Annotated in this window: 17 protein-coding genes; 16 read left to right on the forward strand and 1 reads right to left on the reverse strand. The window is 64.0% G+C overall.

Annotated elements, in window-relative coordinates; translation table 11 throughout:
- Positions 1-15: 15 nt before the first annotated feature.
- The 4 genes from ACNQP3_RS14625 (at position 16) to ACNQP3_RS14640 (ending at position 6,607) form a co-directional block, all read left to right on the forward strand.
- Positions 16-2,532, forward strand: coding sequence for an excinuclease ABC subunit UvrA (locus tag ACNQP3_RS14625; RefSeq protein ID WP_012272411.1), 2,517 nt, complete (start codon positions 16-18; stop codon positions 2,530-2,532).
- A gap of 87 nt (positions 2,533-2,619) precedes the next feature.
- Positions 2,620-3,126, forward strand: coding sequence for a sigma-70 family RNA polymerase sigma factor (locus tag ACNQP3_RS14630; protein WP_012272412.1), 507 nt, complete (start codon positions 2,620-2,622; stop codon positions 3,124-3,126).
- Positions 3,126-4,088, forward strand: coding sequence for a FecR domain-containing protein (locus ACNQP3_RS14635; protein ID WP_264316125.1), 963 nt, complete (start codon positions 3,126-3,128; stop codon positions 4,086-4,088). Before ACNQP3_RS14630 ends, ACNQP3_RS14635 begins: the two co-directional genes overlap by 1 nt.
- 101 nt (positions 4,089-4,189) lie before the next feature.
- Positions 4,190-6,607: a TonB-dependent receptor gene (locus tag ACNQP3_RS14640; protein ID WP_264316126.1), complete on the forward strand. Its 2,418-nt coding sequence runs from the start codon at positions 4,190-4,192 to the stop codon at positions 6,605-6,607.
- Between the two features lie 116 nt (positions 6,608-6,723).
- Here the strand turns inward: ACNQP3_RS14640 and ACNQP3_RS14645 are convergent, their stop codons facing one another.
- Positions 6,724-7,599 carry an AEC family transporter gene (locus ACNQP3_RS14645; RefSeq protein WP_060493105.1) on the reverse strand — a complete coding sequence of 292 codons (876 nt, stop codon included), beginning with the start codon at positions 7,597-7,599 and terminating at the stop codon, positions 6,724-6,726.
- Between the two features lie 426 nt (positions 7,600-8,025).
- On the opposite strand from ACNQP3_RS14645, the gene ACNQP3_RS14650 reads away from it, so the two are divergent.
- From ACNQP3_RS14650 to eco, 12 genes are all read left to right on the forward strand, one after another.
- A complete protein-coding gene (locus ACNQP3_RS14650; protein WP_012272416.1) occupies positions 8,026-9,321 on the forward strand; it encodes an MFS transporter in 1,296 nt (431 codons plus the stop codon).
- Between the two features lie 112 nt (positions 9,322-9,433).
- Complete coding sequence (locus ACNQP3_RS14655) at positions 9,434-9,742, forward strand: hypothetical protein (protein WP_012272417.1); 309 nt, start codon at positions 9,434-9,436, stop codon at positions 9,740-9,742.
- A 48-nt stretch (positions 9,743-9,790) separates the two neighbouring features.
- Positions 9,791-10,342 carry a YbhB/YbcL family Raf kinase inhibitor-like protein gene (locus tag ACNQP3_RS14660; RefSeq protein WP_264316127.1) on the forward strand — a complete coding sequence of 184 codons (552 nt, stop codon included), beginning with the start codon at positions 9,791-9,793 and terminating at the stop codon, positions 10,340-10,342.
- 554 nt (positions 10,343-10,896) lie between these two features.
- Positions 10,897-11,958, forward strand: a complete 1,062-nt coding sequence (locus tag ACNQP3_RS14665; RefSeq protein WP_069942579.1) for a 3-deoxy-7-phosphoheptulonate synthase — start codon at positions 10,897-10,899, stop codon at positions 11,956-11,958.
- Between the two features lie 79 nt (positions 11,959-12,037).
- Complete coding sequence (locus ACNQP3_RS14670) at positions 12,038-12,319, forward strand: peptidylprolyl isomerase (protein WP_003258780.1); 282 nt, start codon at positions 12,038-12,040, stop codon at positions 12,317-12,319.
- An 11-nt stretch (positions 12,320-12,330) separates the two neighbouring features.
- Positions 12,331-14,259 carry an extracellular solute-binding protein gene (locus ACNQP3_RS14675; protein ID WP_060493103.1) on the forward strand — a complete coding sequence of 643 codons (1,929 nt, stop codon included), beginning with the start codon at positions 12,331-12,333 and terminating at the stop codon, positions 14,257-14,259.
- Complete coding sequence (locus ACNQP3_RS14680) at positions 14,256-15,314, forward strand: microcin C ABC transporter permease YejB (RefSeq protein ID WP_264316128.1); 1,059 nt, start codon at positions 14,256-14,258, stop codon at positions 15,312-15,314. The genes ACNQP3_RS14675 and ACNQP3_RS14680 overlap by 4 nt, the downstream gene beginning before the upstream one ends.
- Positions 15,314-16,330, forward strand: a complete 1,017-nt coding sequence (locus tag ACNQP3_RS14685; RefSeq protein ID WP_012272422.1) for an ABC transporter permease — start codon at positions 15,314-15,316, stop codon at positions 16,328-16,330. The genes ACNQP3_RS14680 and ACNQP3_RS14685 overlap by 1 nt, the downstream gene beginning before the upstream one ends.
- Positions 16,331-16,349: 19 nt before the next feature.
- Positions 16,350-17,738, forward strand: coding sequence for a sigma-54 interaction domain-containing protein (locus ACNQP3_RS14690; protein WP_012272423.1), 1,389 nt, complete (start codon positions 16,350-16,352; stop codon positions 17,736-17,738).
- A gap of 269 nt (positions 17,739-18,007) precedes the next feature.
- Complete coding sequence (locus ACNQP3_RS14695) at positions 18,008-19,399, forward strand: GntP family permease (RefSeq protein WP_060514557.1); 1,392 nt, start codon at positions 18,008-18,010, stop codon at positions 19,397-19,399.
- A gap of 10 nt (positions 19,400-19,409) precedes the next feature.
- Positions 19,410-20,180 (forward strand): 3-hydroxybutyrate dehydrogenase, encoded by a 771-nt coding sequence (gene hbdH, locus ACNQP3_RS14700; RefSeq protein ID WP_264316129.1) that lies wholly within the window; start codon positions 19,410-19,412, stop codon positions 20,178-20,180.
- Positions 20,181-20,235: 55 nt separating this feature from the next.
- Positions 20,236-20,715, forward strand: coding sequence for a serine protease inhibitor ecotin (gene eco, locus ACNQP3_RS14705; RefSeq protein ID WP_012272426.1), 480 nt, complete (start codon positions 20,236-20,238; stop codon positions 20,713-20,715).
- Positions 20,716-20,742: the final 27 nt, after the last annotated feature.

Consider the following 20,742-nt stretch of genomic DNA (forward strand, 5'->3'; position numbering starts at 1 on the left):
CCAAGGACCGCTCAGATGCCGCCACGCTCACCCTCTCCCACCGGTTTCGTCCGCGTCCGTGGCGCCCGCGAGCACAACCTGAAGAACATCGATGTCGATATCCCTCGCGACGCCTTGGTGGTGTTTACCGGCGTGTCCGGTTCGGGCAAGTCATCGCTGGCCTTCTCCACGCTTTATGCCGAGGCCCAGCGCCGCTATTTCGAATCGGTAGCGCCCTATGCCCGGCGCCTGATCGACCAGGTTGGCGTGCCCGACGTGGATGCCATCGACGGCCTGCCGCCGGCAGTGGCCCTGCAACAGCAACGTGGTACGCCAAGTGCCCGCTCTTCGGTGGGCAGCGTCACCACCCTGTCCAGCTCGATCCGCATGCTCTACTCGCGCGCGGGCCACTACCCGGCCGGGCAAGCAATGCTGTACGCCGAGGACTTTTCACCGAACACACCTCAGGGCGCCTGCCCGGAGTGCCACGGCATGGGCCGGGTTTACCAAGTGACTGAAGCGACCATGGTCCCCGACCCGTCGCTGACTATCCGCGAGCGGGCGGTGGCCGCGTGGCCGATGGCCTGGCAGGGGCAGAACCAGCGCGACATCCTGGTGACGCTGGGCTATGACGTGGACATTCCCTGGCGCGACCTGCCCCAGGCGCAACGCGACTGGATCCTGTTCACCGAAGAAACGCCTACCGCGCCCGTGTATGCCGGCTTGACCCCAGCGCAGACCCGCGACGCACTCAAGCGCAAACTGGAGCCCAGCTACCAAGGCACGTTCATGGGTGCACGGCGTTACGTGCTGCATACGTTCATGCACTCGCAAAGCGCGCAGATGCGCAAGCGCGTGGCTCAGTACATGCGCCCCAGCCCCTGCCCGCTGTGCCAGGGCAAGCGCCTGAAGCGCGACGCGCTGGGCGTGACCTTCGCCGGCCTGGACATCGCCGAGCTGTCGCACCTGCCGTTGCAGGCGCTGGCCGAAGTGTTGCGCAAGGTGGCGGCGGCAGACTACCTGACACTGCAGCAGGATGAGCTGACGCTGGAAAAGCGCCTGGCCGCCCAACGCATCGCCAACGAACTGCTGGAGCGTATCGACACATTGCTCGGCCTGGGCCTTGGTTACCTGGCACTTGAGCGCAGCACCCCGACGTTGTCCTCCGGCGAGCTGCAACGCCTGCGCCTGGCTACCCAACTGAATTCACAGTTGTTCGGCGTGATCTACGTGCTCGACGAGCCATCGGCCGGTTTGCACCCAGCCGACAGCGAAGCGCTGTTCGAAGCCTTGCAACGCCTGAAGCATGCAGGCAATTCGGTGTATGTGGTGGAGCACGACCTGGACACCATGCGCCGCGCCGACTGGCTGGTGGATGTAGGGCCGGCTGCCGGCGAGCATGGCGGTACCATTCTTTACAGCGGGCCGCCTGCGGGCCTGGCCGAGGTCGAGCAGTCATGCACCCGTGCCTACCTGTTCAGCGCCCCGCCCCAGACCAAACGCGCCCCCCGTCAGCCCTGCGACTGGCTGAAGCTTGAAGGCATCACGCGCAACAACCTCGATAACCTCAGCGCTGCCTTCCCGCTGGGCTGCTTCACCGCCGTTACCGGTGTTTCCGGTTCTGGCAAGTCCAGCCTGGTCAGCCAGGCCCTGCTGGAACTGGTAGGGGCACACCTGGGTCATGCCGAGCAACGTGGCGAGCCCGAAGAACACAGCCTGGAAGACGAACCTGATCAGGCCAGTAGCGGCCAGGTGAGTGCGGGGCTTGGCAGCATCAAGCGCCTGGTGCAGGTCGACCAGAAGCCAATCGGCCGCACACCGCGCTCCAACCTGGCCACCTATACCGGCCTGTTCGACCATGTACGCAAGCTGTTCGCCGCCACCGAGCAGGCCAAGGCGCAGGGTTTCGACGCTGGGCGTTTTTCTTTCAACGTTGCCAAGGGCCGCTGCGCCAACTGCGAGGGTGAAGGTTTCGTCAGCGTCGAGTTGCTGTTCATGCCCAGTGTCTACGCGCCCTGCCCAACCTGCCATGGCGCCCGCTACAACCCCGAAACCCTGGCGGTGAGTTGGCAAGGCATGAACATCGCGCAAGTGCTGCAGATGACCGTCGACCAAGCCCTGCAGGTATTTGCCGAACAGCCACCGGTGCGACGTTGCCTGCAAGTGCTGCAGGATATCGGCCTGGGCTACCTGCGCCTGGGCCAACCGGCCACCGAGCTGTCCGGTGGCGAGGCGCAGCGGATCAAGCTGGCTACCGAACTGCAACGCATCGCCCGCGGGGCAACGCTGTATGTGCTGGATGAGCCCACCAACGGTTTGCACCCGCAGGACATCGACCGGCTGCTGGTGCAGTTGAACCGCCTGGTCGAGGGCGGGCACAGCGTGGTAGTGGTCGAGCACGACATGCGTGTGGTGGCGCAAAGCGACTGGGTGATCGATATTGGGCCGGGAGCTGGCGATGCCGGGGGCAAGGTGGTGGTCAACGGCATCCCGCAAGTCGTGGCTGGCTGTAGCGAAAGCCGTACAGCGGCGTTTCTGGCCAAAGCCTTGTAGTGCCTGCGCATTGCCAGGCTCCGTGGATGGCGCTTAGAATGCGATCAATTCTTAATTGCACCCTTCGCCCGGAGCCTCGCGCCCGTCATGCCGCCCGCCGACCCTACCCTGAACCTGCAAGTCCAGACGCTGTACACCGAGCACCATGGCTGGCTGCAGGGCTGGCTGGGGCGAAAACTGGGCAATGCCTGCGATGCCGCCGACCTGGCTCATGACACGTTCGTGCGCCTGCTCAGCCGGCAGGGCAACAGCTTTTTCGGCAATGAACCCCGGGCCTTGCTGACCCACATCGCAAAGGGCCTGGTGATCGACCGCTGGCGCCGCCAGGAAGTCGAGCGCGCCTACCTGGAAGCCATCGCACACTTGCCGCAACCCGAGGTGCCCTCGCCGGAAACGCGCTGGCTGATCCTCGAAACCCTGTACCGCATCGACGCCATGCTGCGCGACATGCCGGCCCGTGTACGTCAGGTGTTCCTGCTGTCGCAGCTGGACGGGCTGACCTACGCACAAATTGCAGAACAGCTGCAGGTTTCGCTGATCACCATCAAGCGCGACATGCGCACGGCTTTCCTTGCCTGCCTGAGCATCGACTGATGGTGCAGCGCATCGACCCACTGATCCTTGGCGAAGCCGCTGACTGGCTGGTGCAGCTGCAGTCGGGCAACGCCACCGAGGACGATCGCCGTGCGGTCCAGGCCTGGTGCCAACGCAGCGCCCAGCACGCCCAGGCGTGGCAGCGTGCCGAAGCCATCCTCGGTGATTTCCGCCGCCTGCCCAACCCGGTTACCGGTGAAACCCTGCGCCGCCTGAGCCGCAACGGGGCGGTAAGCCGTCGCCAGGCCCTGCAGCGCCTGGGGCTGTGGCTGCTGGCAGCACCCACGGCCTGGCTGGCCTGGCGTGAAACGCCTTGGCAGCAATGGACCGCCGATGCGCGCACCGCGGTCGGTGAGCAACGCGCATTGACACTTGCCGACGGTAGCCAGGTGCTGCTGAACACCGACACAGCCATCGATATCACCTTCGACGCCCAACAGCGCCGCATCGACCTGCTGGCGGGCGAGATTCTGCTCACCAGCGCCAAGGACCCTGCCACCCTGGCGCGGCCGCTGCTAGTGCGCACCCTGCATGGTCAGGCGACTGCGCTGGGCACACGCTTCAGCGTGCGTATCGATGGCGCGCTGACCCGGGTGGCCGTACTTGAAGGCGAAGTGGCTACACGCCCGCTGCATGCCGCAAGCCTGTTGCTCAAGGCTGGCGAGCGCAGCGCTTTCGATGCCGACCGAGTACTGCCCGCCTCAGCGCTGGAAACCGGTGACCTGGCCTGGGAGCACGGCATGCTGCTGGCGCGCGACATGCGCCTGGCCGACCTGTTGCTGGAGTTAGGTCGCTATCGCCCAGGCGTGCTGCGCTGCCACCCGGCAGTGCGCGAGCTGAAGGTATCGGGCGCCTTTCCAGTGGCAGACACCGACGCCAGCTTGCGGCTGCTGGGTGACACCCTACCTGTATCAATCCAGGGTTTGACCCGTTACTGGGTGACGGTGGAGCCCCTAAGCTGACACGCCCCTACAGGGACCGCGAAAAAGTCAGTGATACCTTTACCTGCGTCGTCCGGTGATGAGTGCAGAACCTTCATTTTCTGCACCCACAGGATGCTTGCATGACGCCCCGCCAGCCGTACCGCCTGCCCTTCAAGGCACTGAGCCTTGCCATCGCCATGGCCGCCCTGGCCCCCACGGCGATGGCCGCCGACACCACCCCGCGCACCTATCACCTGGCCGCTGGCCCACTGGCCGACGTGCTGGCGCGCTTCGCCGCCAGCGCCGGAGTACCATTGTCGTTCGACCCGGCCCTGCTCAACGGCCTACAAAGCCAGGGCCTGCAGGGTAACTACAGCGTCCCGGAAGGTTTCACCCGCCTGCTGGCCGGCAGTGGCTACAGCCTGATCACCACCGACAGCGGCGGTTATACCTTGGCGCCGACGGTCGACCTGGGCAATGCCCTGGAACTGGGTGCGACCACCATCAACAGCGACCTGGCCGCCAGCAGCGACACCTGGCAAGGTGGCCAGGTAGCCCGCAGCGCGCGCCTGGGCGTGCTCGGCGACCAGGCCATCAGCGACGTGCCGTTCAGCGTTACCAGCTACACCGCCAAGACCATCGCCGACCAGCAGGCCCGCACCCTAGGTGACGTGTTGCTCAATGACGCGTCGGTGCGCCAGTCGGCGGGCTTCGGCAACTTCTCGCAAGTGTTCACCATTCGCGGTTTGCCGCTGAACACCGACGACATCAGCTACAACGGCCTTTACGGCGTACTGCCGCGGCAGATCGTGACCACCGAAGCGCTCGAGCGAGTCGAGGTGTTCAAAGGGTCCAGTGCCTTCCTCAATGGGGTCGCACCGCAAGGCAGCGGCATTGGGGGTGCAATCAACCTGGTGCCCAAGCGCGCCGAAGATACCCCCACACGGCACGTTACCCTCGACTATGCCACTGGCGACAACATTGGCGGCCATCTCGACCTGGGCACGCGGTTTGGTGAGGACAATCGTTTCGGCGCCCGCATCAACCTGGCCCAGCATGACGGCGGCACTGGCGTGGACGACGAAGCCCAGCATTCCACCCTGGTTGCCGTGGCCCTTGATTACCGTGGCGAGCGGCTGCGCTTGTCCACCGATCTGGGCTACCAGAAGGAACGCATCAACCAGGGCCGCGCGGTGATCTACCCCACCGGCAGCAAGGTGCCCCACGCGCCTTCAGCGCGTGACAACTATTCGCAAGCCTGGAGCTGGTCGCAGCTGGAAGACACCTACGGCATGCTCAACGCCGAGTACGACCTGAACGACAACTGGATGCTGTATGCCGGCGCCGGCGCCAAGCACACGCGTGAGAACGGCGAATACTCCTCGCTGTACGTCAGCGACGCGAACGGCACCGCGCGCGGCGGTTTTCTGTATTCGCCCCACGACGAGGACAACAAAAGCGCCGTCGCCGGGCTCAATGGCCGCTTTGCCACCGGCCCGGTCAGCCACCGGGTCAATTTCGGCCTGTCAGCCATGTGGGGTGAACAGCGTTCGGCCTACGAGGCACTGGCTGCCAGCAAGCGTTATGACAGCAACCTGTACAACCCGGTGAAAGTGCCGCGCCCCACCGACACCTACTTTGGCAGCGACCTGCACGACCCGCGCATCGTCGGCAAAAACCGCAACAAGAGCGTCGCATTGTCCGACACCCTGGGTTTTCTTGATGACCGCGTCCTGTTGACCGTGGGTGTGCGCCGGCAATCGATCAGCGTCGACAGCTGGGCGACCGCCACGGGGGTGCGCAACACGCCGTACGACGAGTCGATCACCACACCGGTGTATGGCTTGGTGATCAAGCCTTGGGAGCATGTGTCGTTCTATGCCAACCGCATCGAGGGCTTGGCCCAGGGCCCGACGGCACCGTCGAGTGTCAGCAATGCCAACGAGGTGTTCCCGCCCAAGCGCAGCAAGCAGGTCGAGGCTGGGGTGAAACTGGACTGGAACAGTTTTGGCGCCACCTTGGGCGTGTACCGCATCGAACAGCCCAACAGCGTCACCTACCGCGCTCCGGGCGCTGCGCTGGACACATTCAGCATGGACGGCGAGCAGGTCAACAAAGGCGTGGAACTGAACCTGTTTGGTGAGCCCGTCGACGGCTTGCGCCTGCTGACAGGCGCGGTATTCATGCACACCGAGCAGAAGCACACGGCCTATGGCAGCAACGACGGCAACCGCGCCGCTGGCGTGCCACGCTTCCAGTACAACCTGGGTGCCGACTGGGACGTGCCTGGCATTCAAGGCGCCGCGCTCAGTGCCCGCTTGCTGCGCACGGGTGGCCAGTATGTGAATGCGGCCAACAGCCTGAGCATTCCGGCCTGGACCCGAGTGGACCTGGGCGCACGCTACCGTTTCAAGGTCGATGACAAGCAAGTGACATTGCGCGCCAACGTGGAGAACGTGGCGAACAAGGCGTACTGGGCTTCGGCGTCGACTTCCAACAACTACTTGACCCAAGGTACGCCGAGAGTGCTGCGATTGTCGGCCAGTGTAGACTTCTGAGCCATTCGCGGCACAGGGCTGTTCCTACAGCGACGGCATCGCCTGCAAATACGAGGCAGTGCGTGTAGGAGCAGCCTTGTGCTGCGAAAGGGCCGGAAGATGTCGTGGCCACTGCCCTACATCCACCAGGCCAACACCACCGGCAACCAGGCAAACGACAGCACTGTCGAGCACATCACCAGGTTTGCCACCTGCTCCGGCTCACGGTTGGCCCGTACCGCCATCAGGTAGTTGAACACGGCTACCGGCATCGCCGACTGCACCACCAGCACTGCACGCTCCAGGCTCTCCATACCCAGCGCTGCGCCCACCGCCCAGCCCACCCCGGCCCCCAGGCCAATGCGCAAACCACCCAGCAGCATGCCACTGCCAACATGGCGCAGGCGAATGCTGGCCAGCGATACCCCGAGGGTCAGCAGCATCAGCGGAATGGTCATGCCACCCAGCAAGTCCGCGGTATTGGCCAGCCAGCGCGGCAGCTCGAAGTCCAGAAATATGATCGGCATGGCACCGGCCAGGCTGATCACGATGGGGTTGCGCAGCAAAGCCTTGAGCGAAGCGGCAGTGCCGGAAATGGCCATACCAATAGTGAACTGCACGATCGAGAGGGTGAGAAAGAACGCCACGGCCAGGGCCAGGCCATGTTCACCAAAGGCGTACAGGCTGATCGGCAGCCCCATGTTGCCGGTGTTGGGGAACATGAACGCCGGCAGCAGTACCCGCCAGTGCATCCCCGAAACGCGGCACACCAGCAAAGCGGCCATGGCCATGCCCAGGGTGCACAGCAGACAGGCCATGGCCATGCTGGTGAAGGCGGCGGGGTCCAGCTCGGTGCGGCTGAGGGTGGACAGTACCAATGACGGTGTGCCAACGGTCATCACCACCCGAGCGATGAACTCGGTGGGGTAGTCCAGGCCCTTGCGGGCCCAGATATAGCCGATGCCGGCGACGATGAATACCGGGGCCAGGACTGCAAACAACGACGCGAACATGGGGGCCTTCCTTGGTGTGGGTTCAGCATTATGCAGCAGTCTGCAAGATTGCCCAGATAACCTCACCCCTGCCGGAGCAGCCCTCAAGATTGTCTGTAAAAGACACTTTCATGTCGCCCACAGACTGCGGCGTCTCGTCGCATACCGTTGCCCCTTGGGCAAAAGCTTCCAAGCCCGTAGAATCCCGCTTCCTTTTCGCCCGTCGCCTTGAACGGTGGCAACCAGCAGCAAAGACAGAGTCAGCGCCTGAACACATGAACGCACATGTGAAATAGGCTCAACCCTCCCCGCCCGGCCCCTTCCCAAAAGGCCCAGCGGTTGAGTCTTGCCCAGGTCGCATCCGTGTCGCCACTCGCCCCTTGTTGGGCTGAGCCGGTGTGCGCGTCCGAGAAGGCGCTCATTCCGCTCATCCAACTAGAGGTACGTATGTCTCCGCGTTTGCTGGCCATGGCGCTGGCGCCCCTGCTCGGGCTGTTCATCATCGCCCTGGGCAACGGCTTCATGTCTTCCCTGACCACCCTGCGCCTGGGCGCTGCCGGTGAGTCCGCCACCACCATTGGTATCGTCTCGTCGACCTACTTCATCGGCCTGACCCTTGGTGCCATCTTCAACGACCGGCTGATCCTGCGCATCGGCCACATCCGCGCCTATACCAGCTTCGCCTCGCTGATCGCCGTGACCATCCTGCTGCAGGGGCTGTTCTATGACGTCACCTGGTGGTCTGTGCTGCGCCTGATCAATGGCTGGGCGGCCGTCGGCGTGTTCCTGGTGATCGAAAGCTGGCTGCTGCTGGCCGGTGACGCGAAAATCCGTGGTCGCTTGCTGGCGCTGTACATGATCGCCTTCTATGGTGCCGGGGTAATCGCCCAGGCCGGCCTTGGCGAAATTACCCAGTTGGGCGAAACCGCACCCTTCATGCTGGCTGGCGTGCTGGCCGCCCTGTCGGTGCTGCCAATCGTGATCCTGCCGCGGGTGTCGCCGCTGTTGGACCAGGTCGAACCCCTCAAGCCCCGCCAATTGCTGGGTGTGGCGCCGTCGGGCCTGGTCGGTTGCTTCGGCTCGGGCGTGGCCATTGCCGGTATTTATGCGCTGCTGCCGCTGTACCTGCAACGCATCGGCCTGGAGGTAGGGGAAGTTGGCAACATGATGGCCTGGGTGATCCTGGGTGCCATGCTGCTGCAATACCCGGTCGGGCGCTGGTCCGACCGCAAGGACCGCCAAGATGTGCTGATTGCCCTGGCTGCCCTGTGCGTGGTGCTGTCGCTGATCACGGTGTTCCTGCCGTCGGACTCGTTCCTGCTGCCGGCCATGCTGTTCCTGCTCGGTGGCGGCGTGTTCACCCTGTACCCGGTGGCGGTCAGCCACGCGGCCGACCGCGCGCCTTCCGATGCGCTGGTACCGATGATTCAGGGCCTGCTGCTGATCAACTCGCTGGGTTCGGCCATGGCGCCGGTGGCCATTTCGCCGATGATGAGCGAATTTGGCGAGGCCGGGCTGTTCTGGGCCTTTGCCGTGGTCAACCTGGCCATGGTGTGCTTCTTCATGTGGCGCCGTGGCAAGCGCCCGGCCGCGGAGCACCCAGCCCCGTTCACCGCTTCGACGACCTTCTCGCCAACCGGCGCCGAGCTGAGGGTGACCGAAGACCTGATGCATGCGGCCCAGGAGCATCCGCCGCTGGAGCCAGTGGAGCCCGTGCAGGCTGCCCGTAGCGAAACGCACTGACCCCAGGGGCCGCACAGCGGCCCCTCCCCTGCGACCACTCGTCGCCCAGAAGGCACCCCTCCTCACACCCCCAGCCAAACGAATGACAGATCATCCGCAAAGGAGACGTCCCATGATCCGCATTCGCCCGCTCTCCCTGTGTCTGGCGCTGGCCCTGACCAGCCTCGCCGGCACTACGTTCGCCGCCACCGATACCCATACCGACAGCCGCCCGCAAACCGACCAGTCTGGCGGCAAGACCGCCGGTGATGACAGCAGCGTCAACAGCCCCGGCAGTGGCAAAAGCAACGACAGCAGCGACACCGGCAGCAATACCGATGCCGCCGACGGCGCCAGCGGCGGTTCCAACAGCACTGGCGAAGCCACGGGCTCCGGCGCCGGGTACAGCGGTGGCACCGCCGAGGACCAGGACAGCCACTGACGCGGGCCTGGGCTACACTGCGCTCCAACGCCCTGCCAAGGAGTTGCCATGAACCTCAAACCCTGGCTGCTCGCCGCCCTGATGCCTTGCGCGGCCTTGGCTAACAGCAGCAACCAAGGCGCGCTGTCGATCAGCTCCTCGTCGTTCACCGATGGTGGCGTGATTGCGTTGCAGCAGGTTGGCCTGGACCCGGCCTGCGGTGCCGGCGAGGAGCGCACCCCGCAACTGAGCTGGGACAACCTGCCCGAAGGCACCCAATCGCTGGCCCTGATCATGTTCGACCCAGACGGCGGCAAGGGTGTCGGCGTAGTGCACTGGGTTGCCTACAACATCGACCCCGAACAGGATGGGCTCAAGGAAGGTATGGCCGGGCTGAGCGGGCAGTACCTGACCGTGGGCCGAAACTCGAGGGACACCCGCAGCTACCGTGGCCCCTGCCCACCCGCCGGCGACAACCCGCACCACTATGCATTGACCCTGATCGCCACCGACCTGCCGTTAGGTACATTGCCCGAAGACCTGGACCGCAACGGCCTGCTGGAGCTGCTGCAAGGCCACGCACTGGGGGCGCAGAGCCTGGTCGGGCGCTACGGCCATTGAACCATTCAGTACAAAAATAAATGATCAGCTCCATAGCATTTATCCATTGAATGGCCCGCACCAACTGAAGTAAGCTCGGGGTCATTCACTGGAGAGCAACATGCCGAAACACACCCGCAACCACGCCAACCACACCGGTCGCAGCCTGCGCCCTGTGCTTGCCGTTGCCGGCTGCGTGGCACCTGCCAGCTATTACTTTGGGTATTGGTTTAGCCACTAGGCGCCGATACCCACACGGCGCCCACCTTCGAGGGGCCGCCGAACATGAGAATACTCAAACCCCCGGTCGGCTCCCCGACCGGGGGTTTTGCTTTTCAGGCCTTTGAACAACACCGATTCACATTGAGGACAGATTCATGAACTACGCCACTTACTACTACGCAAACACCTATGCCTGGCGATTTAGCCAATCCCGTTCGGGCCAGCCTGCCGCCTCCGATCGGTCCTCTACAGGTGGCAATGCAGCAGCCAATACGAATTCAACGATCTGTCGAACACCTCGATAGGGCCGACCACGCGGGCTTGAACCCGCCGTCCGCCCAGGGAAAAACGCCATGCAAGCTTCCAACCTCGCCCTGCCCCTGACCCAGCCGCAAGCGGCCAACACCACCGTCAGCAAACGCCTGCCCAGCCCGCACCTGCTCAAGCAGCAGATGCCACTGCCCAGCGAACTGGCCCAGCAAGTCCAGGCCCATCGCCAGGCTATCCGCAACATCCTCGAAGGCCGCGATCAGCGCCTGCTGGTCATCGTCGGCCCCTGCTCGATTCACGACCCTCGCTCAGCCCTGGAATACGCCGACCGCCTGGCCGCCCTCAGCCGCGAAGTCGATGACAAGCTGCTGCTGGTGATGCGCGCCTACGTCGAAAAACCGCGTACCACAGTGGGTTGGAAAGGCCTGGCCTACGACCCGCACCTGGATGGCAGCGACGACATGCACTCGGGGCTTGCCTTGTCCCGTGGGCTGATGCTGAGCATGATCGAGCGCGGCCTACCCATCGCCACCGAGCTGTTGCAACCGATGGCCGCCGGCTACTTCGATGACCTGCTGGCCTGGGCCGCGATTGGCGCACGCACCACCGAATCGCAAATCCACCGCGAAATGGTCAGTGGCCTGGAGCTGCCGGTGGGCTTCAAGAACGGCACCGACGGCGGTATTGCCATCGCCAGCGACGCCATGCGCAGCGCTGCCCACTCGCACCGCCACTTCGGCATGGATGCGCAGGGCCACCCGGCAATCATCGATACCCTGGGCAATCCGGACACACACCTGGTGCTGCGTGGCGGCCACAAAGGCCCGAACTACGATGCCGACAGTATCGCCATGGCCCGCCAGGCATTGGCCAAAGCCGGCCTGCAGGCACGGATCATGGTCGATTGCAGCCACGCCAACAGCGGCAAGGACCCGGCGCGCCAGCCGGCCGTCTTCAATGATGTTTTGGCGCAGCGTCTGGCCGGCGACCGTTCGCTGGTCGGCGTGATGATCGAGGGGCACCTGTTCGAGGGTTGCCAGGCGCTGGGCAAGGGCGCACTGAAATACGGCGTGTCGATTACCGATGGCTGCCTGGGCTGGGCTTCGACCGAATCCCTGTTGCGCGAGGCGGCACAAAAACTCTAGGCCGATGGTTGCAAGCCTGGCGAGACATACCCCAAGCAAGTGCGCTAGGCTTGCTTTTTTACCCCAAGGAGCAGTACCCATGGCCCGTGCAACCGCCCGCCACATCCTGGTCAGCAGCGAAGAGAAATGCAACGAACTGAAAGCCCAGATCGAAGCAGGCGCCGACTTCGCTGAAATCGCCAAAGCCAACTCTACCTGCCCGTCCAGCCGCCAGGGCGGCGACCTGGGCTCGTTCGGCCCAGGCCAGATGGTCAAGGAATTCGACACCGTGGTGTTCAGCGCCCCGGTCAACACCGTGCAAGGCCCGGTGAAGACCCAGTTCGGCTACCACCTGCTGGAAGTGACCAGCCGCCAGGACTAAGTAGCCAGTAGCTGCTCATGTCCCCTGTGGGGGCGGGTTTACCCGCGAATGCGCCAGATCAGGCAACAAGGTTGCATGGATGGACGCATTCGCGGGTAAACCCGCTCCTACAGGTTCTGTGTTGCCTGTTCCTGCTTTGTTTCGCATTCAACACGCAGGCCGCCCCCTCCCACGCCCTCACCGTCTACGGTGAAGCCCCCCGCTACAACGCCAGCTTCCAGCATTTCGACTATGTAAACCCCAACGCCCCCAAAGGTGGCATCCTGCGCCGCTCGGCCATCGAGATTGGTCAGTTCGACCACATCCTCCCCTACATCGACAAGGGTATCGGCGTCAGCGAAGTCGATGGCTTGCTCTACGCGCCTCTGGCCGTGCGCTCGTTCGATGAACCCTACACCGTGTATGGCCTGATTGCCCGACGCATGGAGCGCGGGCCCGATGACGTCTGGCTGCGTTTCGAAATAGACCCGCGCGCCACCTTCGCCGATGGCAAGCCGGTGCGTGCCGACGATGTACGTTTCACCTTCGAACTCTTGATGAGCAAGGGCAGCCTCAAGTACCGCACCCAGTTCGCCGACGTCACCGGCGTTACCGTGGAAAGCCCGCGCAGCGTGCGTTTCGACTTCAAACCCAAGCACGGCCGCACCCTGGCGCTGGACCTCGCCAGCCTGCCGGTGCTGCCCGAGCACGACTGGCAACAGCGCGACTTCGCCAACGGTGCCGGCTTCGACAAACCGGTCGGCAGCGGGCCGTACCGCATCGGGCGCATCGACAATGGCCGCAGCATCACCTTCGAGCGCGACCCGAACTGGTGGGCGCGTGAGCTGCCCGCCAGCCGAGGCCGCTACAATTTCGACAAGTGGCGCATCGAGTACTTCGGCGACACCGAAGTGGCGCGCCAAGTGCTCAAAGGCGGTGGCTACGACTACAACCGCGAGTTCTCCGCCACCGCCTACACCTTGGGCTACAACGGCGTGCAACTGGACGACGGCCGTCTGCAACGCGCTCACCTGGGCCCGGCCAAGCCGCAGGTGGCCCAAGGCTTCGTGTTCAACCTCGACCAGCCGCAGTTCAAGGACCGCCGTGTGCGTCAGGCGCTGGGCATGTTGTGGGACTATGAGTGGAGCAACCGGCAGATGATGCGCAATATGTACATCCGCCAACAGAGTGTGTTCTCCAACACCCCGTTGGCTGCCCGCAAGCTGCCCGATGCCAGCGAGCTGAAGCTGCTTGAGCCACTGCGCGGCAAGGTGCCGGACGAAGTCTTCACCACCGTGTTCACCGCCCCGGTTACCGATGGTTCGGGCATCATCCGCCAGCAGCAGTTGCAGGCCCTTGCCCTGCTCGAACAAGCCGGCTGGCACCCTGAAGGCGACCGCCTGGTGAACAGCCAGGGCACACCGCTGGCGTTTACCTTCCTCAACGGCCAGTCGGGCATGGAGCGCCTGCTGTTGCCGTGGAAGCGCAACCTGGCCCAGATCGGCGTCACCCTGAACATCCGCAACGTCGATTCGGCCCAGTACGTCAACCGGCTGATGGCGCGCGACTACGACATGATCGTCACCGGCTACCCGGTCACCCTGTCGCCGGGTGCCGAGCTGTACAACTACTTCGGCTCGACGGCCGCGCACGACCCTGGCTCGAACAACCTGATGGTGTTGCAGGACCCCGCCGTGGACCGCCTGATCGACGGCCTGGTGCGGGCCGAAACTCAGGCCGACATGCTGCATCATGCCCATGCGCTGGACCGGGTACTGCAATGGAACTACTACTGGATCCCCAACTACTACCCACCGGGCAGCTCCACCGCCTGGTGGAACCGCTTCGGCCTGCCCAAGGTACAGGCCGCCTATGACGAAGGCCTGGACACCTGGTGGGAGGCAAGCCCCACCGCGCTGACCAATGAGCAAATGGCCGAACGCCGGAAGGCCTCGCCATGACCGCCTACCTGCTGCGCCGCCTGTTGCTGATCATTCCGACGCTGCTGGCAATCCTGCTGGTCAATTTCGCCATCGTCCAGGCCGCGCCGGGTGGCCCGGTGGAGCAGGCCGTGGCGCGCCTGCAGGGCCTCGGTGGCAGCGCACCCGGCGCGCGGGCTGAGGTTGTGCATGGTGAATCCCGCGCCACCCGTGGCCTGGACCCAAAACTGATCGATGAGATAAAGCGCCAGTACGGTTTCGACAAGTCCGCCCCCGAACGCCTGTGGCTGATGCTGGGTCAGTATGCCCGGCTGGATTTTGGCAACAGCTTCTTTCGCGGAGCGAAGGTGACCGACCTGATCCTCGACAAGTTGCCGGTTACCTTGTCGCTGGGTTTCTGGGCCACGCTGATCACTTACCTGGTGTCGATCCCGCTGGGTATTCGCAAGGCAGTGCGCCACGGCAGCCGTTTCGATGCCTGGAGCAGCGCGCTGATCGTGATTGGCTACGCCCTGCCCTCGTTCCTCTTCGCCCTGTTGCTGATCGTGCTGTTCGCCGGCGGCACCTCGCTCAACTGGTTCCCGGTGCGTGGCCTGGTCTCGGACAATTTCGACGAGCTCAGCCTGCTGGGCAAGGTCGCGGACTATTTCTGGCACCTGGTGTTGCCGGTCGGCGCCCTGGTGATCGGTGGTTTCGCCACCCTCACGCTGCTGACCAAGAACGCCTTCCTCGACGAGATTTCCCGCCAGTATGTGGTGACTGCCAGGGCCAAGGGCCTCAGCGAGCACCGTGTGCTGTATGGCCATGTGCTGCGCAATGCCATGCTGCTGGTGGTGGCTGGCCTGCCGCAGGCATTGATCACGGTATTCTTCGCCGGTTCGCTGCTGATCGAAGTGATCTTCTCGCTCGATGGCCTGGGCCGCATGAGCTATGAAGCAGCCGTGTCGCGAGATTACCCGGTGGTGTTCGGCACGCTGTTCATCTTCACCCTGGCTGGCCTGCTGATTCGCCTGATCGGGGACCTGTCGTACACCCTGCTGGACCCGCGCATCGACTTCGACACGAGGGCGCACTGATGCTCTCGCCCATATCGCGCCGTCGCCTGCAACGCTTTCGCCGCAACCGCCTGGGCTGGGTGTCGCTGTGGCTGTTCGCCGGCCTTCTGCTGTTGAGCCTGGGGGCGGAGCTTGTGGCCAACGACAAGCCACTGCTGCTGGGCTACAAAGGCCAGCTGTATGTACCGGCGCTCAAACGCTACACCGAGCAGCAGTTTGGCGGGCAACTGCCGTTTCAGCCCGATTACCGCAGCGCCTATGTGCGCCAACTGATCGAAGGCCAGGGCGGCTGGATGCTGTTCGCGCCTATCCCGTTCAGCGCCGATACCCCCAACTACGACCTGCTGGTACCCACCCCCAGCCCGCCCAGTGCCAGCAACTGGTTGGGCACCGACGACCAGGGCCGTGACGTGCTGGCGCGGGTGCTGTACGGCACGCGGGTATCGCTGCTGTTCGCCTTCGCCCTGACCGTGGTCAGCGTGCTCATCGGTGTGGTGGCCGGCGCTCTGCAGGGCTACCACGGCGGCTGGGTCGACCTGCTCGGCCAGCGTTTGCTGGAGGTATGGTCGGGGTTGCCGGTGTTGTACCTGCTAATCATCCTCAGCGGCTTTGTCGAGCCGGATTTCTGGTGGCTGCTGGGGATCATGGCGTTGTTTTCCTGGCTGACCCTGGTCGACGTGGTGCGCGCCGAGTTCCTGCGTGGGCGCAACCTTGAGTATGTAAAGGCCGCCCGGGCGCTGGGGCTGCCGGACAGCCAGGTGATGCTGCGGCATATCTTGCCCAATGCCATGAATGCCACGTTGACTTATGTGCCGTTCATGCTGACCGGGGCGATTACCACACTGACCGCGCTGGACTTTCTTGGCTTTGGCATGCCGGCGGGCAGCGCCTCGCTGGGTGAGCTGGTGACCCAGGGCAAGCAGCACCTGGAGGCGCCATGGCTGGGCTTTACCGCGTTCTTTGCGCTGGCGGTGATCTTGTCGCTGCTGGTGTTTATCGGGGATGCCCTGCGCGAGGCGTTCGATCCTCGAGGATGATTTTTCAGGATTTTTACCCATGCACGACAGCGACAGCCTCAAGGACTACCCACAAGTACGGCAACTGGCGATCCGCTCGCTGTTCGAGATCATCGAGCAGTCCAGTGAAGGCACGGTGATCGTCGACCGCCAGGCACGCATCGTCTGGATGAACGAGCGCTACGCCCGACGCTTTGGCCTGGCCGACGCGGCCAGTGCCATCGGCCAGCCGTGTGAAACAGTGATCCCCGGCAGCCTGATGCGCGAGGTGGTGAGTAATGGCCGGCCGATTCTGCTGGACATGCTCGACACCCCGAATGAGCCGCTGGTGGTAATGCGCCTGCCCATCCACGATGACCAAGGCACGCTGATCGGCGCTATCGGCTTTGCCCTGTTCGACGAACTGCGCAGCCTGTCACCGCTGCTCAAGCGCTACTCCAGCATGCAGCAGGAACTGGCCTCGACCCGCTCGCAACTGCGCGCCCGCCAGGCCAAGTACAGCTTCGCCCAGTTCGTTGGCAGCAGCGCTGCCTGCCTGGAAGCCAAGCGCCGCGCCCGGCGTGGCGCGGCCAGCGATTCGCCGGTGTTGCTGCTGGGCGAAACCGGCACCGGCAAAGAGCTGCTGGCCCACGCCATCCATGCCGCATCAGCGCGGGCACACAAAGCCTTTGTCAGTATCAACAGCGCGGCAATCCCCGAAACGCTGCTGGAAGCCGAATTCTTCGGCACTGCGCCAGGTGCATTTACCGGTGCCGACCGCAAAGGCCGCAGTGGCAAGTTGCAGTTGGCCGAGGGCGGCACGTTGTTCCTCGACGAGATCGGCGACATGCCGCTGGCCCTGCAGAGCAAGCTGCTGCGGGTGCTGCAGGAGAAGGAATACGAGCCGGTAGGCTCGAACCAGATGCTGCGCAGTGACGTGCGCATCATCGCCGCCACCTCCATCGACTTGCAGGCCGCCATGGCCCGTGGGGCGTTCCGGGCCGACCTGTATTACCGACTGAATGTGCTGCCGATCGATGTGCCGCCGCTGCGGTTGCGGCTGGAGGACCTGCCGGCGCTGTGCGAGGCCATACTGGGTGAACTGGGTAGCCGGTACGAACTGGAGGCAGACGCGCAGCACCTGCTGGCGATGCATGCGTGGCCGGGGAACATTCGCGAACTGCGCAATGTACTGGAGCGCGCAACATTGCTGGCGGATCAGCCCCGGTTGGAAGCGGCGGATTTGCGGGCGGCGCTGGGGCCTTTGAGCCCGCTGGCGGATGCGCCTGCGCCTGTGCGGCAGACCTACCGCGAGGCGTGCGAAGCGTTTGAACGCCAGCTGATTGGCCAGGCATTGGCAGAGCATGGGGGCGTTGTGCCGCAAGCTGCGGCAGCGCTAGGGCTGGGTCGGTCAACGCTGTACAAGAAAATGGTGGCACTCGGTCTCTGATTGGAGATTTATGTTTCAATTTTGAGATTGTCGCGAGGGCTTCGCCCTCGATCGCGACACAAGGCCGCTCCTACAAGGGAAACGCGCCCTTCTGTAGGAGCGGCCTTGTGTCGCGATGGGCCGCAAAGCGGCCTCAAAATCTCAAAAGAGAGACAAAACGCTCAACAAAAACAATTTTTCTTTATATTTCAATGACTTAAAAACTGGCACGATTCCCGCTACCTCCTGCAAACCGATAAAAACAAGACTCACCCAGGAGACCCACCCCGATGACCGTGCTCATCGCTCTCGCCGCTCTGGCCCTGCTGATGCTGGCTGCCTACCGCGGTTACAGCGTAATTCTGTTCGCCCCCATCGCCGCCCTCGGCGCCGTCCTGCTTACCGACCCATCCGCCGTGGCCCCCGCATTCACCGGGGTGTTCATGGAGAAAATGGTCGGTTTCATCAAACTGTATTTCCCGGTATTCCTGCTGGGCGCGGTGTTCGGCAAGCTGATCGAGCTGTCCGGTTTCTCTCGCTCGATCGTCGCGGCGGCCATCCGCCTGCTCGGCACGCGCCAGGCGATGCTGGTGATCGTGCTGGTTTGCGCCCTGCTCACCTACGGCGGTGTGTCGCTGTTCGTGGTGGTGTTCGCGGTGTACCCGTTCGCCGCCGAAATGTTCCGCCAAAGCAACATCCCCAAACGCCTGATCCCGGCCACCATCGCCCTGGGCGCCTTCTCGTTCACCATGGACGCCCTGCCCGGCACCCCACAGATCCAGAACATCATCCCCAGCACCTTTTTCAACACCACCGCCTGGGCTGCGCCCTGGCTGGGCCTGATCGGCACGCTGTTTGTGTTCTTTACCGGCATGGCCTACCTGCAGCGCCAACGCAACAAGGCCCAGCGCGCCGGTGAAGGTTATGGCACCGACTTGCGCAACGAGCCAGAAACCGCTGCCGACCTGACCCTGCCCAACCCTTGGCTGGCACTCTCGCCGCTGATACTGGTGGGGGTGATGAACCTGCTGTTCACCCACTGGATCCCCCAGTGGTACGGCCCCAGCCACAGCCTGCAACTGCCAGGCATGAGCGCGCCGGTACAAAGCGACGTGGCTAAGCTCACCGCCATCTGGGCCGTGCAGGCGGCGTTGCTGGTGGGCATCCTGATGGTGCTGGTGTGCGCCTTCGGCGCCATTCGCACACGCCTGGCCGAAGGCACCAAAAGCGCGGTGAGCGGCGCGCTGCTGGCGGCGATGAACACCGCGTCGGAATACGGTTTTGGCGCAGTGATCGCCTCGCTGCCGGGCTTTCTGGTACTGGCCGATGCCCTGCGCGGCATCCCCAACCCACTGGTCAATGAAGCCATCACCGTGACCTTGCTGGCCGGCATCACCGGCTCTGCTTCGGGCGGCATGAGCATCGCCCTGGCGGCCATGGGCGATACCTTCATCGCCGCCGCACATGCCGCCAACATCCCGCTCGAAGTGCTGCACCGGGTGGCCGCCATGGCCAGTGGCGGTATGGACACACTGCCACACAACGGCGCGGTGATCACCTTGCTGGCCGTTACCGGCCTGACTCACCGCGAGGCCTACAAGGACATTTTCGGTATTACTCTGATCAAGACCCTGGCGGTGTTCGTGGTCATCGCCACGTTCTATGCCACCGGCATCGTTTAAGGAGCTTCGCATGACCCTCAACGGCAAGACTGCACTCGTCACCGGTTCCACCAGCGGCATCGGCCTGGGCATCGCCCAGGTGTTGGCCCGCGCGGGTGCCAACCTCGTGCTCAACGGCTTTGGCGACCCGGCACCGGCCATGGCCGAGATTGCCCGGCACGGGGTGAAGGTGGTCCATCACCCGGCAGACCTGTCGGACGTGGCCCAGATCGAGGCCTTGTTCAACCTAGCAGAAGGCCAATTCGGCGGCGTCGACATTCTGGTCAACAACGCCGGTATTCAGCATGTGGCGCCGGTGGAGCAGTTCCCCACCGAAAGCTGGGACAAGATCATTGCCCTGAACCTGTCGGCCGTATTCCATGGCACCCGTTTGGCGCTGCCGGGCATGCGCATGCGCAACTGGGGGCGCATCATCAACATCGCTTCGGTGCATGGTTTGGTGGGTTCGACCGGCAAGGCAGCCTACGTGGCGGCCAAGCACGGTGTAGTCGGGCTGACCAAGGTGGTAGGCCTGGAAACCGCCACCAGCAAGGTCACCTGCAACGCGATCTGCCCAGGTTGGGTATTGACCCCGCTGGTACAGAAACAGATCGACGATCGTGCCGCCAACGGTGGCGATCCACTGCAAGCGCAACACGATCTATTGGCAGAAAAGCAACCGTCCCTGGCCTTCGTTACCCCCGAGCACTTGGGTGAACTGGTACTATTCTTGTGCAGCGAGGCCGGTAGCCAGGTTCGCGGCGCCGCCTGGAACGTCGATGGTGGCTGGTTGGCCCAGTGACGGGCGGCCTGGGCCTGGCGGTGGTCTCGCATTCGTTTATCTGCAAGGAGGCCCTATGCGCCCAACCCCGATGACCGCGATTCTGGCCCTGACCCTGGCTGCCGCCGCACCTGCGATGGCTGCCAGCCTGAAGGACGTCGCCCCCTACCCAGAAGCGGAAAAAGGCTTCACCCGGCAGGTCATCCACCTGCCGGCCCAGGCCGATGAATCGGCCTATAAACTCGAAATCCTCGCTGGCAAAACGCTGAAGGTCGACTGCAATCGCCAGCGCCTGGGCGGCAGCCTGGAAGAACGCACCCTGGAAGGCTGGGGCTACAACTACTACCGCCTGGACAAAGTCAGCGGCCCGGCCAGTACGCTGATGGCCTGCCCAGATGGCAAAAAGACCGAAGCCTTCGTACCGGTGGTCGGTGACGGCTTCCTGCTGCGCTACAACAGCAAGCTGCCGGTGGTGGTCTATGTGCCCAAGGATGTCGAAGTGCGCTACCGCGTGTGGTCGGCGTCGCAGGATGTGCAAAAGGCCAACGTAGAGTAAATCTTGAGGGTGCCCTCATCGCCGGCA

This window comes from Pseudomonas sp. LFS074, assembly GCF_047978165.1.
In the GTDB taxonomy this organism is placed as follows: domain Bacteria; phylum Pseudomonadota; class Gammaproteobacteria; order Pseudomonadales; family Pseudomonadaceae; genus Aquipseudomonas; species Aquipseudomonas putida_P.

Coding starts and splice junctions, on each gene's coding strand:
- ACNQP3_RS14625 (WP_012272411.1), top strand. CDS start 16: ATGCCGCCACGCTCACCCTCTCCCACCGGTTTCGTCCGCGTCCGTGGC.
- ACNQP3_RS14630 (WP_012272412.1), top strand. CDS start 2,620: ATGCCGCCCGCCGACCCTACCCTGAACCTGCAAGTCCAGACGCTGTAC.
- ACNQP3_RS14635 (WP_264316125.1), top strand. CDS start 3,126: ATGGTGCAGCGCATCGACCCACTGATCCTTGGCGAAGCCGCTGACTGG.
- ACNQP3_RS14640 (WP_264316126.1), top strand. CDS start 4,190: ATGACGCCCCGCCAGCCGTACCGCCTGCCCTTCAAGGCACTGAGCCTT.
- ACNQP3_RS14645 (WP_060493105.1), bottom strand. CDS start 7,599: ATGTTCGCGTCGTTGTTTGCAGTCCTGGCCCCGGTATTCATCGTCGCC.
- ACNQP3_RS14650 (WP_012272416.1), top strand. CDS start 8,026: ATGTCTCCGCGTTTGCTGGCCATGGCGCTGGCGCCCCTGCTCGGGCTG.
- ACNQP3_RS14655 (WP_012272417.1), top strand. CDS start 9,434: ATGATCCGCATTCGCCCGCTCTCCCTGTGTCTGGCGCTGGCCCTGACC.
- ACNQP3_RS14660 (WP_264316127.1), top strand. CDS start 9,791: ATGAACCTCAAACCCTGGCTGCTCGCCGCCCTGATGCCTTGCGCGGCC.
- ACNQP3_RS14665 (WP_069942579.1), top strand. CDS start 10,897: ATGCAAGCTTCCAACCTCGCCCTGCCCCTGACCCAGCCGCAAGCGGCC.
- ACNQP3_RS14670 (WP_003258780.1), top strand. CDS start 12,038: ATGGCCCGTGCAACCGCCCGCCACATCCTGGTCAGCAGCGAAGAGAAA.
- ACNQP3_RS14680 (WP_264316128.1), top strand. CDS start 14,256: ATGACCGCCTACCTGCTGCGCCGCCTGTTGCTGATCATTCCGACGCTG.
- ACNQP3_RS14685 (WP_012272422.1), top strand. CDS start 15,314: ATGCTCTCGCCCATATCGCGCCGTCGCCTGCAACGCTTTCGCCGCAAC.
- ACNQP3_RS14690 (WP_012272423.1), top strand. CDS start 16,350: ATGCACGACAGCGACAGCCTCAAGGACTACCCACAAGTACGGCAACTG.
- ACNQP3_RS14695 (WP_060514557.1), top strand. CDS start 18,008: ATGACCGTGCTCATCGCTCTCGCCGCTCTGGCCCTGCTGATGCTGGCT.
- hbdH (WP_264316129.1), top strand. CDS start 19,410: ATGACCCTCAACGGCAAGACTGCACTCGTCACCGGTTCCACCAGCGGC.
- eco (WP_012272426.1), top strand. CDS start 20,236: ATGCGCCCAACCCCGATGACCGCGATTCTGGCCCTGACCCTGGCTGCC.